Origin of the sequence: Tenacibaculum sp. M341 (genome assembly GCF_004337695.1) — a bacterium.
Taxonomy (GTDB): domain Bacteria; phylum Bacteroidota; class Bacteroidia; order Flavobacteriales; family Flavobacteriaceae; genus Polaribacter.
In genome coordinates, this window is record NZ_SJXJ01000001.1 from 362,347 (window position 1) to 376,998 (window position 14,652).

14 protein-coding genes are annotated in these 14,652 nt (G+C 28.6%); 10 read left to right on the top strand and 4 right to left on the bottom strand.

The genetic code is table 11. The features are described 5' to 3' along the window. Positions 1-3: 3 nt before the first annotated feature. The 10 genes from EYW44_RS01500 (at position 4) to EYW44_RS01545 (ending at position 10,714) form a co-directional block, all read left to right on the top strand. Positions 4-1,674 carry a hypothetical protein gene (locus tag EYW44_RS01500; protein WP_132721683.1) on the top strand — a complete coding sequence of 557 codons (1,671 nt, stop codon included), beginning with the start codon at positions 4-6 and terminating at the stop codon, positions 1,672-1,674. Between the two features lie 53 nt (positions 1,675-1,727). Further along, positions 1,728-2,312 (top strand): acyl carrier protein phosphodiesterase, encoded by a 585-nt coding sequence (locus EYW44_RS01505; protein ID WP_132721685.1) that lies wholly within the window; start codon positions 1,728-1,730, stop codon positions 2,310-2,312. After that, positions 2,309-3,991 carry a gamma-glutamyltransferase gene (gene ggt, locus EYW44_RS01510; protein WP_132721687.1) on the top strand — a complete coding sequence of 561 codons (1,683 nt, stop codon included), beginning with the start codon at positions 2,309-2,311 and terminating at the stop codon, positions 3,989-3,991. Before EYW44_RS01505 ends, ggt begins: the two co-directional genes overlap by 4 nt. 236 nt (positions 3,992-4,227) lie before the next feature. Beyond that, complete coding sequence (locus EYW44_RS01515; protein WP_132721689.1) at positions 4,228-4,812, top strand: helix-hairpin-helix domain-containing protein; 585 nt, start codon at positions 4,228-4,230, stop codon at positions 4,810-4,812. Between the two features lie 136 nt (positions 4,813-4,948). Then, positions 4,949-5,281 (top strand): YbjQ family protein, encoded by a 333-nt coding sequence (locus EYW44_RS01520; RefSeq protein WP_132721691.1) that lies wholly within the window; start codon positions 4,949-4,951, stop codon positions 5,279-5,281. Positions 5,282-5,342: 61 nt separating this feature from the next. Next, positions 5,343-5,765: a VOC family protein gene (locus EYW44_RS01525; RefSeq protein ID WP_132721693.1), complete on the top strand. Its 423-nt coding sequence runs from the start codon at positions 5,343-5,345 to the stop codon at positions 5,763-5,765. 147 nt (positions 5,766-5,912) lie between these two features. Next, positions 5,913-7,694, top strand: a complete 1,782-nt coding sequence (locus EYW44_RS01530; RefSeq protein ID WP_132721695.1) for a glycosyltransferase — start codon at positions 5,913-5,915, stop codon at positions 7,692-7,694. Further along, entirely contained in the window at positions 7,695-8,711 is a 1,017-nt protein-coding gene (locus EYW44_RS01535) for a polysialyltransferase family glycosyltransferase (protein WP_132721697.1), read from the top strand. A 16-nt stretch (positions 8,712-8,727) separates the two neighbouring features. Then, complete coding sequence (locus EYW44_RS01540) at positions 8,728-9,288, top strand: L-threonylcarbamoyladenylate synthase (protein ID WP_132721699.1); 561 nt, start codon at positions 8,728-8,730, stop codon at positions 9,286-9,288. A 1-nt stretch (position 9,289) separates the two neighbouring features. After that, a complete protein-coding gene (locus tag EYW44_RS01545; RefSeq protein ID WP_132721701.1) occupies positions 9,290-10,714 on the top strand; it encodes a CCA tRNA nucleotidyltransferase in 1,425 nt (474 codons plus the stop codon). Between the two features lie 129 nt (positions 10,715-10,843). Here EYW44_RS01545 and EYW44_RS01550 read toward each other — a convergent pair whose 3' ends face one another. The 4 genes from EYW44_RS01550 to ffh all read right to left on the bottom strand — a co-directional run bounded on the left by EYW44_RS01550 (position 10,844) and on the right by ffh (position 14,650). Continuing rightward, positions 10,844-11,242, bottom strand: a complete 399-nt coding sequence (locus tag EYW44_RS01550) for a GlcG/HbpS family heme-binding protein (RefSeq protein WP_132721703.1) — start codon at positions 11,240-11,242, stop codon at positions 10,844-10,846. 171 nt (positions 11,243-11,413) lie between these two features. Next, positions 11,414-12,253: a helix-turn-helix domain-containing protein gene (locus EYW44_RS01555; RefSeq protein ID WP_132721705.1), complete on the bottom strand. Its 840-nt coding sequence runs from the start codon at positions 12,251-12,253 to the stop codon at positions 11,414-11,416. 88 nt (positions 12,254-12,341) lie between these two features. After that, a complete protein-coding gene (gene folD / locus EYW44_RS01560) occupies positions 12,342-13,220 on the bottom strand; it encodes a bifunctional methylenetetrahydrofolate dehydrogenase/methenyltetrahydrofolate cyclohydrolase FolD (protein ID WP_132721707.1) in 879 nt (292 codons plus the stop codon). Between the two features lie 101 nt (positions 13,221-13,321). Then, on the bottom strand, positions 13,322-14,650 hold the full coding sequence (gene ffh / locus EYW44_RS01565) for a signal recognition particle protein (protein WP_132721709.1): 1,329 nt from the start codon (positions 14,648-14,650) through the stop codon (positions 13,322-13,324). Positions 14,651-14,652 lie beyond the last annotated feature (2 nt).

The window sequence follows — 14,652 nt, forward strand, 5'->3', positions numbered from 1 at the left end:
ATTATGAAAAAACTGACATTATTTTTAACGTTTTTGAGTTACATAAACTTAAATAGTCAATTAAGTATTTCTAAAGAATCGTTTAATGATTTACCTCAAGAGTATTTATTTGTTCATTACAACAATAATTTTCTTTTGACAGGAGAAAAATTATATTATAAAATTTATTGTTTAGAAAAAGAACAAAAAAAATTGTCTAAAGCAAGTAAAATCGCATATTTAGAACTTGTTAATTCTCAAAGTAAAAGTGTATTAAAACACAAGGTGAACTTATCGGAAAGCGTAGGATATGGTGATTTTTATATAGGTACCAAATTAAATACAGGTACTTATAAATTAATAGCATATACACAATGGATGAAAAATGATCAATTATTTTTTGAAGATGAAATTTATATTGTAAATCCTTTTGAAACAGCGTTGATAAAAGATGAAAATAAAGAAGTAGTCATCACAACACAATCAAAAAGTAACATAATAAATAATGATCTTTTAAGAATAAATAAAAAATCATATTCAAAAAGAGATAAAGTAGAATTAATGTTTGACAAGTTGTTAATGAATGGATCGTATTCAGTTTCTGTAACACAAAAAAACAATGACGACATACCATTAAAATTAACACAATTTGAGTTTGATAAAAAAGTAAAAGATAATTCTTCAAAAATTAAATTCTATTTACCTGAATTAAGAGGAAGTTTGATTAAAGGGAAGTTGGTTTCCAAAAATCCTACTCATAAAGTTGCAAATATAAAATTAGCTTTATCTGTAAAGGATGATAATACTTTTGTGAAAACAGCTATTACTAATGAGGAAGGGATATTTTATTTTAATGTAAAAAATATAAATACATCTACAATAAACCTTCAAGTATTGAACAGCAACAGAGAAGTTTATGAAATTTCTTTGGTAAACGAAGAAGCGATAGGTGATAAGTTTTCAAATTTTAAATACTTAAAATTGAATGAGGAGTTAATAGAATCTATAAAAAATAGAAGTAAATATTTTCAAATTGAAAATGCATACCAAGTAGTAAAAAAAGATAGTATCATTAAATTTAAAATACCATCACTTTTCTTTGAAGATCAAAAAACAATAATAAAACTAGATGATTATAAACGATTTCCTACTGTAAAGGAAACAATTATAGAGGTTTTAGAGAATGTGTATTTAAATAAGAAGAGAGGACAATATTATATACATGTAAGAGATCAAAACTTAGATACGAATGCTAGTTTACCTTCTTTATTAATAGTTGATGGATATATGGTTTATAACCATAACGATTTCTTTGAGTTAAAAGCTCACAAAATAAATACGGTTACTATATATAGAAATAAATATGTTTATGGAAGTGAAGTCTATCAAGGCGTAATGGTTGTTAAAACATTTGAAGATGAATTTAAACCTAACGAAATACATTCCAAAGAATTTGAAATATTAAAACCTGAACCACAAAAGGAGTATTTTTTTCAAAGTTATCAAAAAGGAAGCATAAAAAGAATTCCAGATTTTAGAACTCAATTATATTGGAATCCAAACCTTACTTTATCAGATGACAATACTGTAAGTTTTTATACTTCAGATGTTTCTGGTGATTTTGAGATTGAAATAACAGGAATAACACAAGAAGGTAAACCTATCTCTATAAAAAATCAGTTCAGTGTTAAATAAACAAAATCAAAGAAGAGGAGTATCGATTTAAGTTTTTTCCCTACTTTTATTCTATGAATTTTCTATCACATCTCTATTTATCTCCTAATAATTCAGAAGTTATCATAGGAAATTTCGTAGCCGATCATATCAGAGGAAACAAGTTTAAACATTATTCTGAAGACATTCAAAAAGGTATCTTTTTACATCGAAAAATAGATACCTTTACTGATACAAATGAAATAGTGAAAGTAAGTAAGCGTAGGCTAAATAAACGTTATGGACATTATGGAGGTGTTATTATTGATATTTTTTACGATCATTTTTTAGCCAAAAATTGGGATTCCTATTCACAAATTCCGTTGAATGTGTTTTCTCAAAGTATTTATGCATTATTATTAAAAAATAGAGAAAATTTACCTGAAAAAACTCAGGAATTACTTCCGTATATGATTCAATATGATTGGTTGTATAATTATCAATTTTTAGATGGAATTCAGGATGTATTGCATGGAATGAATAGAAGAACAAAAGGAAAATCTCAAATGCATTTAGCCATTGAAGATTTAGAATTGCATTACACAGAACTAGAAAATGATTTTAAAACGTTTTTTAAAGAAATCAATCAATATATCAAACTAGAGATTCAAAAATTATGAGAAAATCAGCCTTATTTATTTTTTCAATCCTTTTATTAATTAATTGTACTCAACAAAAAGTAGAAGTAGGTGTAATTACCGATAAAGCAATGGTAGTTTCCGCTAGAGAAGAAGCTTCAAAAATAGGAGTAGCTATTTTACAAAAAGGAGGAAATGCTTTTGATGCCATGATGGCTACTGAATTAGCTTTGGCAGTTTCGTTTCCTTATGCAGGTAATATAGGAGGTGGCGGATTTATGGTTTACAGAAAAAATACAGGAGAAATAGGCGCACTAGATTACCGTGAAAAAGCACCGTTGGCTGCTACAAAAGATATGTATTTAGATTCTATAGGTAATGTAATAGAAGGTAAAAGTACATTGGGAAGTATGGCAGTTGGTGTTCCAGGAACTGTAGCCGGAGTATTTGCTGCTCATCAAAAATTTGGAAAATTATCAGTAGAAGAAATTATACAACCAGTTATTGATTTAGCTAAAAAGGGAGTTATTGTAACTCAAAAGCAAGAAGATCGATTAAAAAAGCATACACCAGCTTTTAGGAAAGCTAATAAAGAAACTATTTTATTAGATAATAATTGGAAAAAAGGAGATACAATTAAATACAATGCTTTAGCTGAAACTTTATCAAGAATTCAAAAGAATGGAAGAGATGAATTCTATAAAGGAGAAACAGCAAAAAAGTTAGCTCTTTTTATACAAGATAACGGAGGAATAATTACAGAAGAAGATTTAGCAAAATATGAAGCTAAGTGGAGAGATCCAATTACTTTTACTTATGATGATTTAAAAATTATATCAATGGCTCCGCCATCTAGTGGAGGAATTTGTTTGGCACAAATCATGAAAGCTATTGAGCCTTATGATTTACATTCATTTGGTCATAATTCTACGAAAGCAATTCAAGTAATAACAGAAGCAGAGCGTAGAGCATATGCAGATAGAAGTCATTTTTTAGGTGATCCTGATTTTGTGAAAATACCTAGAAATACTTTGATTAGTAAAGAGTACAATACTGAAAGAATGAAAAGTTTTTCATTTGAAAAAGCAACTTCTTCTAGCGAATTATCACATGGAACAGTAGATTTTAATGAAAGTACAGAAACAACTCATTATTCAATTGTAGATCAGTATGGTAATGCAGTTTCTGTAACCACAACTATAAATGCAGCATTCGGATCTAAATTGTACAGTTCTGAGTTAGGTTTCTTTTTAAATAATGAAATGGACGACTTTAGCAGCAAACCAGGTGTGCCTAATATGTTTGGTTTGGTAGGAGCAGAGGCAAATAAGATAGAACCAGAAAAACGAATGTTAAGTTCTATGACTCCAACAATTGTAGAAAAAGAAGGGAAGTTATTTATGGTAGTAGGTACTCCAGGAGGATCAACTATTATTACTTCTGTATTACAAACAATTTTGAATGTACATGAATATGATATGGGAATGCAGGCTGCTGTGAATCAACCAAGATTTCATCATCAATGGTTGCCTGATGATATTAAAATGGAACCGAAAGGTTTTTCTGAAAAAGTAAAAACTAATTTACAGAATTTAGGATATGCTTTAGATGAAACTAATTCACCAGTTATAGGTAAAGTTGATGCTATTTTGGTGTTACCTAATGGAAAATTAGAAGGAGGAGCAGATCATCGTGGAGATGACACAGCTGTAGGTTTTTAAACGTATAAAAAGTAGTTTTTTATATAAAAAATATCATTTATAATATGTTAAAAATCAGTGCTTTTTTTTGAAGAAAACTAAAAGAATTAAGACTCTAAGTAGTCTAAATAATTAATTTGGTAAAAAAGAGTAAAATACGTTATTAGTGATTTGTTTTTATGGCTTTTTTTTGAAGTTTAATTTATTGAAATTAAATAATTTATATCTTATATTTATAAGAAATAAATACTTAAAAAATGGCAATAGTTAAGCAAGTAGAAAGTAAAGAACTACATACTTTAGTAACATTTAAAATTGGGAATTACGAAACGTTAAATTCATCGCAGGTTTTATTATTAGGAGATTTTAATGACTGGCAAATAAATGAGAGCTCTTCTGAAATGAAAAAAGATGGAGATTCTTTTACTAAAAGTTTAAAACTCAAAAATGGTAAAAAATATGAATTTCGTTATTTAAGTAATGATACTGGTTGGTTTAATGATAATGAAGCAGATGATTATGTACCATCTCCGTATGCAGGAATTCATAATAGTGTTGTAGATTTAAGTTCTATACCATCAAAAACTCAAAAGAAAGACGATTTAAAAAAGATAGAAGGTATTGGTCCTAAAATAGCTTCTATTTTATCAGAAAATGGCTTAGAAACCTTTGAAAAGCTAAGTAAAGCTACTGTAGCAACTTTAGAAGGGATATTGAAAGAAGCGGGTAATCGTTATACTCGACACAAACCTCATACTTGGCCAGAACAATCTAAATTAGCATTTGATGGTAAATGGAAGGAATTAAAAGAATGGCAAAAAACACTTAAAGGTGGAAAATAAAACATATAGAAATGTTTAAGAAAGGTCCAAGGTTTTTAAAATCTTGGACCTTTCTTATTTATACGTTATAAAAATTAGATATATTAATAGACGTAACAAATAAATATTTTTTCTACTAATAAAGTAAAAACATTAAATGATCTTAACAACAACAAATTCAATAGAAGGTTTTAAAATATCAGAATACAAAGGAATAGTAACAGGTATATCTTATAATACTTCTTACACTTATAAAGGTACAAATGTGTCATTTAAAGACATGTTTAGTATGAAAAAGTATTACAAAGCTTCTGAAGAAGGTTTACAAAATATAAAAGAAGAAGCTTTTCAAAAATTGAAAGATAACGCTATCGTACTGAATGCAAATGCTATTGTTGGTATTTCTGTTGAAATAGAACCATTATCGAATTCATCTACATTAATCGTTTCTGTTACGGGTACCGCTGTATCTGTGGTAAAAGATGAATAAAAATTGAATGTTTTCGCTAAATTAGCAGTGTAAGAAACATACAATTCCAAATAGAAAATACATGTCAGTACAACCATTTCATCTAGCAATACCAGTACAAAATTTAGAAAAATGTAGATTGTTTTATAGAGAAATTCTTCAGTGTGAAGAGGGAAGAAGTGCTGATTATTGGGTGGATTTTAATTTTTTTGGACATCAATTGGTGTTGCATCAAAAAGAAAATTTTATTCCAACAAAATCAATAACGAATCCTGTAGATGGTCATGATGTACCAGTTCCTCATTTTGGAGTAGTATTATCTTGGGAAGATTGGGAGCAATTGTCAGAAAGATTAAAATTTCATAAAATTAAGTTTATAATTGAGCCAACAATTCGCTTTAAAGGAAAAGTAGGAGAACAAGCAACGTTATTTTTTAATGATCCAGAAAACAATGCGTTAGAATTTAAGGCATTTAAAGATCAAAGTCAGTTATTTGCCAAATAAAACAGTAGAAAATAATTCTACTTAAATTTAGTTTTAGTTAGCAAGAGCAAAGAAATTTAAGCTTAAAAAATGTTAGTTGTTTTTTATTTTTAAAATTATCTTTGCCTTAAACAAGTACTTATTTGTTTATTGATTAATTGATTTATTTTGATAAAAGTAACAGCTATAATCCCTACATTAAATGAAGAAAAAAATATTGAAAGAGCCATTTCATCATTAGATTTTGTAGATGAATTAATAGTTATAGATTCTTTTAGTACCGATAACACTTTATCAATTGTTAAAAAGCATCAAAATGTAAAAGTATTACAACGGAAATTTGATGATTTTTCAACACAAAAAAATTATGCAATTGAGCAAGCAACTCATGATTGGATTTTCTTACTCGATGCAGATGAAGAAGTAACTCCAGAGTTAAAAGAAGAATTATTAGAAATAATATCTTCGGGAAATATAAATAATGCAGGATATTACATTCATAGAAACTTTTTTATAAATAATAAAAGACTATACTTTAGTGGTTTTCAAAGAAGTAAGGTGATTCGTTTTTTTGATAGAAAATTATGTAAGTATGAAGGTAAGGTTCATGAAACAATAATAGCCAAAGGAGAAGTGAAAAAATTGCAACATTCTTTAAATCATTATTCGTATAGTGATTATACTTCATATAAATCAAAATTAAATCATTATGCCAAGTTACAAGCAGAAGAGCTGTTTGCCAAAAAAGAAAAAGTAACATTTTATCATTTTTTAGTAAAACCAATAATTCGTTTTTTATTACATTTTGTATTAAAGTTAGGTTTTTTAGATGGTCTTAAAGGATTAAAGATATCTTACTTACATGGTTATGGAGTGTATAAACGTTATTATGAATTAGTAAGATTAAAGTTTTCAAGAAGCATCACTACAAATAAAAATAGTCAGTTAACTTTTTTTAATTTACCAGATAATCGAAAAGCTATTGATGTCTCAATAGTCATAGTCAATTATAAAAGCTGGAAGTATGTAGATAATTGCTTGAGAACGATTAAGAATATTAAAAGTGATTCTTTTTCTTTAGAAGTTTTGGTTGTTGATAATTTTTCTAATGATGATCGTTTAGTTGATTTTTCGAAAGAGCATTCAGAAGTAATTTTTATTCAAAATACTGGTAATAATGGTTTTGCTAACGGATGTAATGTTGGAGCAAAAAATGCAGTAGGAAACTCTTTGTTATTCTTGAATCCTGATACTTTAGTAAATGAGGATGCTATTGAGAAAATGCTTTCAAAGGTAAAAGATGAACCCGATTTTGGAATTGTTTCTTGTAGTCAGCAAAATAGCAAAGGAAAATCGGAAGATAGTATTAGAATTTTTCCAAAGTTTTCAACCTTATTTGGTTTAACTAGAGCTGTATATAGATTATTGAACAATGATTATAAGCAAATATCAAAAAGCACCTCTAACATTATTTTTCCTGATTGGGTTTCTGGTTCTACAGTTTTCATTAGTAAAGAGTGGTTTCAAAAAATTAATGCATGGAATGAAGATTTTTGGATGTATTTTGAAGATGTAGATTTATGTAAAAAAGTTACTGATAAAGGAGGAAAAGTAGCTTTATTAAAAGATGCATTTATTGTGCATGATCATGGAGGGGCTTCAAGAATTAATGTAAAAACAGCAGCTTTAACAAAATCTGAAGTTATCTTCTCAAGACATGTATATGTTGATACTCATTTTAAGGGAGTCAAAAAACATATAGCACAATTACTCTTAGTATTAAAAAACGTTTTTGGTAAACTATTATTAGGTATTTTAGGCTTTGTATTGTTTTTTATACCAAAGTTGAACATACAGTTTTATTTATTAGTAGCGATTACTAAGTATTATTTAGATGTTTTAAAATATAGAACATGGCTAAGTAAAAGATCAACTAAATTTCTAAACTAAATGAAGTCTATTTTTTTTATAACCAAGCCATTAGAGCTTTTAGGAGCAATTGAAGCTCGCAATCAATTAAAACTTGATAATTGTTTGTTAATTATTAAGTCAGATAAAAAAGACGATGAGACGTTAAATTTTTTGATAGAAAAATCAGGAAATTGGAATCACATTATCCGAACTAAAAAAAAGTCTTCTTACGGAGTTTCTTGGATTAAGTTGATAAAAAAACTTCAGAAAGAATCTTACGATTATCTATTTTCAAGAGCATTTCCTATAGCTAGTTATTTTATAAATAATTTGAGGTATAATCATCTTTATCTGTTAGATGATGGACATGCAACCGTAAATATAGCTGATGAGTTTAAGAAAAATAAAAACTTAACCAACCGTTTTTCTTTATTCAAAGGAAAAAACAAAGCAGGTATTAAATATAGTATTGTAGAAAGTATCTATAAGTCGTTAAATATTTTTATAGAAAAACCTGTTGAGAGTATCGGTTTTTATACATATTACGATTTAGGAAACATCCCAAATGTTACAGTATTAAAAAACAATTTTAGTTGGTTTGCATCTTTAAAAACTAAGGATTATAAGGTTCAAGAAGATATTGTGTATATTATTGGAACTAATGTTGTAGCAGCGAAAATTCTATCTCAAAAAGATTATGTTACAACTTTAAAAAAGATAGCTTTACATTATAAAGATAAAGAGATTGTATATATTCCTCATGGTAGAGAAACAGAGGAAAGAATAGCTGGAATTAAAAGCGAGTTAAATTGTGAGATTCGTAGAAACAAGTTTAATGTGGAGTTAGACTTTGCTTTAAGAAACGAACAACCTAAAATAGTTGTAGGTAGTATTAGTACTGCATTAATAACCTTAAAGAAAATATATAAGGAAGAAATACAGATATCTTTTTTTAATTTTGATAATACTAAAATAGCAGTAGATAAAATAGAAGCAGTTAGTAACTTGAATGAATATCAGAAGAAGTTTCTAGATTACATTGAGTTAACCTACTAAAACAATAACCATATAAATGTTTACAATAGTTAAAGATACAGTAGCATCGTTAAAATCAGGAAAAACAATTTTGTATCCAACAGATACTGTTTGGGGAATAGGTTGTGATGCTACCAATGAAGAAGCAGTAAAACAGATTTATAAATTGAAAAATAGAGAAGAATCTAAGAGCTTAATAGTTTTAGTAAATTCATTAGAAATGCTAAAAATTTATATAAGTGATATACCTAAAAAAGTTTTAGAGATCTTAGAAACGTCAACAAAACCTACTACCATTATTTATAAAAATCCGAAAGGTATTGCTGATAATATTATTAACAAAGAAGATACAACGATAGGGATTAGAATTGTAAAAAATGATTTTTGCGAAAAAATGATTACTGATTTTGGAAAACCTATTGTGTCAACTTCAGCAAATATAAGTGGAGAACCAACACCAAAGTCATTTTCTGAAATTTCAAAATCTATTTTGAATGGCGTAGATTATGTGGTAGATTTGCAGACTGATAAAATTTCAACCAAATCTTCAACAATCTTGAAAATAGATGGCGAAGATATTATTGTGATAAGAGAATAGTATGCAAGAACAGTTTTTTAAAGAAGCACTTTCTAACGAAATATTCAATTATATAACTAAAGCTAGTGAAGAATTACAACTAGAAAGTTATGTGATAGGCGGCTTTGTACGCGATTTTATTTTAAAGCGAGGAACTGCTAAAGATATTGATGTTGTTGCTGTGGGGAGTGGTATCGAATTAGCAGAAAAAGTAGCAAGTTTATTACCAACTAAACCTAAAGTACAAATTTTCAAAACATACGGAACAGCAATGTTACGTTTTAATGATATAGAGGTAGAGTTTGTAGGAGCAAGAAAAGAATCATATAATAGAGAGAGTAGAAATCCAGAAGTCTCATCAGGAACATTACAAGATGATCAAGATAGAAGAGATTTTACCATAAATGCTTTAGCATTAAGCTTAAATAAAGAATCTTTTGGAAAGTTATTAGATCCTTTTGGCGGAATTCAAGATTTAAAAGACAAAATTATACGAACTCCATTAGATCCAGATATAACTTACTCTGATGATCCATTGCGTATGATGCGTGCAATACGTTTTGCTACACAACTTAATTTTACAATAGAAGAAAACTCTTTAGAAGCAATTTCAAAGAATTTTAATAGAATAGATATCATCACTAAAGAAAGAATTGTTGATGAATTACATAAAATATTAGCTTCACCAAAGCCTTCTATAGGTTTTTTATTATTAGAAAAGACAAAGTTATTATCTAAAATCATTCCTGAACTAATAGCGTTAAAAGGAGTAGAAGATGTAGAAGGTCAAACTCATAAAGATAATTTTTATCATACATTAGAAGTGGTTGACAATATAGCCCAAAAAACAAGTGATGTTTGGTTAAGATGGGCCGCTTTGTTGCATGATATAGGAAAAGCACCTACGAAAAGATTTGACAAAAAAAATGGTTGGACATTCCATTCTCATGAATTTGTTGGATCTAAAATGGTGTATAAATTATTTAAAAGGTTAAAGATGCCTTTGAATAATAAAATGAAATTTGTTCAGAAAATGGTACTATTGAGTTCAAGACCAATTGTATTAGCTACTGAAGTAACAGATTCGGCTGTAAGACGTTTAATTTTTGATACAGGTGATGATATTGATAGTTTAATGACTTTGTGTGAAGCAGATATAACTACTAAAAATCCTAAGAAGTTTAAACGTTACCACAAAAACTTTGAATTAGTTCGTACTAAAATAAAAGAGGTAGAAGAAAGAGATAGAGTTCGTAATTTTCAACCACCTGTTACTGGTGAAGAAATAATGAAAGTATTTAATTTAAAACCATGTAGAGAAATTGGTCAGATTAAAGAAGCGATAAAAGAAGCTATTTTAGAAGGTGAAATTCCTAATAATTATGAAGCTTCTTATGAGTTTATGTTGACTAAAGGAAAAGAACTAGGACTTCAAATTCATTCATAAGTTTACTATAAGAAATAACAGAGTGTGTTTAGCATACACTTTATAGAATAAAAAAGGTCGGAAAAAATTTCCGACCAATTCTAATTATATTATTTATGAAGGGTTTTTTATAAATATATAATGTTATTATTAAATAGCTAATGCTCCTGCTTCAGCTACAGTGTGATCATTTTCTACAGTACTACCGCTCACTCCAATAGCACCAATAACTTCTCCAGCTTCGTTTTTAATAGGTACTCCACCAGGGAATGTTATTAAACCGTTATTTGAATGCTCAATATTATATAAAGAACCACCTGGTTGAGATAATTCTCCAATAACGCCAGTATTCATATCAAAATAACGAGCCGTTTTTGCTTTCTTAATAGAAATATCTAAAGAACCTAACCAAGCACCGTCCATACGAGCAAAAGCAACTAAATTTGCACCAGCATCAACTACTGCTATGTTCATTTTAGTATCTATTTCAACAGATTTATTTTTTGCTACGCTAATAATTTTTTCTGCTTGTTCTAATGTGATGTTCATTTTTGTAATTTTAAAGTTAAATAAAAAACAAAAATAAATCTCTCCTTATTGTTTCCGCTTACTAAAATAGTTCAAAAACTTATGAAAAACGACCATTAGTTAATATTAAATTAAATTAAGGTTATTTATAGATATATGTTAACGGAAAAACACTGTTTTTATTAAAATACTTTACAAGTTAATTTCACTTGGGTTAACACCAAATTTTTTCTTAAAAGCAATGCTAAAATTAGATAGATTATTGTATCCAAAATCAGAAAAAATTTCTGAAGGTTTTAAATTACCAGTCTTTAAAGTTTCTTTAGCTTTTAATAGTCTTTTGTTTTTTAGCCATTTACCAGGAGATTCATTGTATTCATTTAAAAAGTGCCTTTTAAAAGTAGATAAGCTCATATTGCATAAAAAAGCAATCTCTTCTAGTTTTAAATTAGAGTGAATTTTACTTTCTACAATTTTTTTAAATGTTGAAGTCTCTTTTGTGATTAAAGATTGTAAATATATTTCAAAAGCAATGCCATATTTACTAATAAGATAGAGTAGGAGTTCTTCAAGTTTTACAAGTAATAATCTATCAGTAAATTTTGATTTAGCTTTATCTATAGTGTTTAAAGAGTTGATGTAAGAAGTAATGTAAGCATCATTTTGTATGGTAAAATATGGAATTTCGGTTTTATTTAAGTGTTTACCAATGTTATGTTTCTTTAAAAAGTCTTCTAAAACTTTCTGAGAGAAAAATAATAGCTTACAATAGTAAATTGTTTCCGTATCTAATAATTCTGTCCAAAGCCAATTTCCTTTTTTTAAAACAAGAGACTGATCTTTATTAACTATAACAGAAGCTTCAGCAAAATGCACCTGTTTGGTTCCAACTTGTAAAAAGCTAAACATATTCATTCCTAAATTGACTTTACTTTTTACAACATCACTTGTCATTTTAAAGTCGTAAACAAACAAATCAGGATTTTTATCTTGATTTTGAATATAAATTTCAGGAATATTTTCTATTGACATACGAAATCTTGTGAGGTAATAAAGATAAAGTAAAAAAGGACTGAATTTTAAATTCAATCCTTTTGAGTATCATTAAGAATCAATAAAATTATTTATTTCTTCTTTTGTTTGCTAATAATGTGTTTTTTAATAACATTGCTATTGTCATTGGACCAACACCACCAGGTACAGGAGTAATATGAGAAGATTTAGCTGCTACTTCTTCAAAAGCAACATCACCAACTAATCTAAAACCACTCTTTTTTGAAGCATCTGCTACACGAGTAATACCAACATCAATTACTACTACACCTTCTTTAACCATATCTGCTTTTAAAAACTCAGGAATACCAATTGCTGCAACTACAATATCTGCTTTTTTAGTAATTTCTTCTAAGTTTTGAGTTCTACTATGTGTTAAGGTTACAGTAGCATTTCCTACTTTTCTTTTTTGAGACATTAAAATACTCATAGGACTTCCTACAATATGGCTTCTACCAATAACCACTACATTTTTACCAGATGTTTCAACATTATATCTCTCTAATAACTCTAAAATACCAAACGGAGTTGCCGAAATGAATGTAGGTAAGTTTAACGCCATTTTTCCAACATTTTCAGGATGAAATCCATCAACATCTTTTTCAGGATCAACTGCCATTAAAACTTTTTGTTCATCAATATGTTTAGGTAAAGGTAATTGAACGATAAAACCATCAATGTCATTATCAACATTTAAAATTTCAATTTCATTCAATAATTCTTCCTCAGTAGTTTCTTCAGATAATTGAATCAAAGTAGATTCAAAACCTACACGCTCACATGCTTTTACTTTTGCATTTACGTATGTTAAACTAGCACCATCATTACCAACTATAATAGCTGCTAAATGAGGTGTTTTTTTCTCATTTCTTTTTAATTCACCAACTTCTAAAGCTATTTCTTCTTTAATGTCTGCTGATGTTTTTTTTCCGTCTAATAAAATCATTGTTGTTGTGTTGTGTGTTGTTGTTTATACTGGTTTTACAACCAAAAAAGGTGGCTTCGAAATTTCTAAACCACCAATATTATCTTGTTTCTAATAAATTATTAACGCATTCCTCTCATCATTTGCATCATGCGTTTTCCGCCACCACCTTGCATCATTTTCATCATCTTGCTCATTTGATCAAACTGCTTCATTAATTGGTTCACTTCTTGAACAGAAGTTCCAGAACCTTTAGCAATTCTCTTCTTTCTACTTGCGTTGATAATAGATGGTTTAGTTCTTTCAGAAGGAGTCATTGAGTGAATAATAGCCTCAATTCCTTTAAAAGCATCATCATCAATATCAATATCTTTTAAGGCTTTACCAGCACCAGGAATCATTCCAACTAAATCCTTCATGCTACCCATTTTCTTAATTTGTTGAATTTGGCTTAAGAAATCGTCAAAACCAAACTGGTTCTTAGCAATTTTCTTTTGAAGTTTTCTAGCCTCAGCCTCATCATATTGTTCTTGAGCACGTTCTACTAAAGATACAACGTCTCCCATTCCCAAAATACGATCAGCCATACGATCTGGGTGAAAAACGTCAATAGCGTCCATTTTTTCACCTGTACCAATAAATTTAATTGGCTTATCTACAACAGATTTGATAGATAATGCAGCACCACCTCTTGTATCACCATCTAACTTTGTTAAAACAACTCCGTCAAAATTTAAAAGATCATTAAAAGCTTTTGCTGTATTTACAGCATCTTGCCCTGTCATAGAATCTACAACAAATAATGTTTCTTGTGGTTTAATAGCTTTGTGAATGTTAGAAATCTCAGTCATCATTTCTTCATCAACAGCTAAACGACCAGCCGTATCAATAATAACTACATTCTTACCATTGGCTTTTGCATGTTTGATAGCGTTTGTTGAAATTTCAACAGGATTTTTATTTCCTTCTTCAGCATATACTTCAACACCAATTTGTTCTCCAACAACTTGTAACTGATTAATAGCGGCAGGACGATATACATCACAACCTACTAATAATACTTGTTTTGTTTTTTTGTTTTTTAAGTAGTTGGCCAATTTACCAGAAAAAGTAGTTTTACCCGATCCTTGTAAACCAGACATTAAAATAACAGTTGGAGAACCACCAAGGTTTATACCAACAGTATCACCACCCATTAAATCGGTTAATTCATCTTTTACGATTTTAACCATTAATTGCCCAGGATTTAACGTAGTAAGTACGTCTTGTCCCATCGCTTTTTCTCTTACTGTGTTGGTAAATTGCTTTGCTATTTTAAAGTTAACATCGGCGTCTAATAAAGCTCTACGAACTTCTTTCAACGTTTCAGCTACGTTAACTTCATTTATCTTACCATGACCTTTCAGCGTATGTAACGCCTTATCTAATTTTTCACTTAAATTATTAAACATTG

Bases quoted from the DNA above. Each gene is read 5' to 3' on its own strand.
- ggt (WP_132721687.1), top strand. From the start codon at position 2,309: ATGAGAAAATCAGCCTTATTTATTTTTTCAATCCTTTTATTAATTAAT.
- EYW44_RS01520 (WP_132721691.1), top strand. From the start codon at position 4,949: ATGATCTTAACAACAACAAATTCAATAGAAGGTTTTAAAATATCAGAA.
- EYW44_RS01500 (WP_132721683.1), top strand. From the start codon at position 4: ATGAAAAAACTGACATTATTTTTAACGTTTTTGAGTTACATAAACTTA.
- EYW44_RS01515 (WP_132721689.1), top strand. From the start codon at position 4,228: ATGGCAATAGTTAAGCAAGTAGAAAGTAAAGAACTACATACTTTAGTA.
- EYW44_RS01535 (WP_132721697.1), top strand. From the start codon at position 7,695: ATGAAGTCTATTTTTTTTATAACCAAGCCATTAGAGCTTTTAGGAGCA.
- EYW44_RS01540 (WP_132721699.1), top strand. From the start codon at position 8,728: ATGTTTACAATAGTTAAAGATACAGTAGCATCGTTAAAATCAGGAAAA.
- ffh (WP_132721709.1), bottom strand. From the start codon at position 14,650: ATGTTTAATAATTTAAGTGAAAAATTAGATAAGGCGTTACATACGCTG.
- folD (WP_132721707.1), bottom strand. From the start codon at position 13,220: ATGATTTTATTAGACGGAAAAAAAACATCAGCAGACATTAAAGAAGAA.
- EYW44_RS01550 (WP_132721703.1), bottom strand. From the start codon at position 11,242: ATGAACATCACATTAGAACAAGCAGAAAAAATTATTAGCGTAGCAAAA.
- EYW44_RS01525 (WP_132721693.1), top strand. From the start codon at position 5,343: ATGTCAGTACAACCATTTCATCTAGCAATACCAGTACAAAATTTAGAA.
- EYW44_RS01555 (WP_132721705.1), bottom strand. From the start codon at position 12,253: ATGTCAATAGAAAATATTCCTGAAATTTATATTCAAAATCAAGATAAA.
- EYW44_RS01505 (WP_132721685.1), top strand. From the start codon at position 1,728: ATGAATTTTCTATCACATCTCTATTTATCTCCTAATAATTCAGAAGTT.
- EYW44_RS01545 (WP_132721701.1), top strand. From the start codon at position 9,290: ATGCAAGAACAGTTTTTTAAAGAAGCACTTTCTAACGAAATATTCAAT.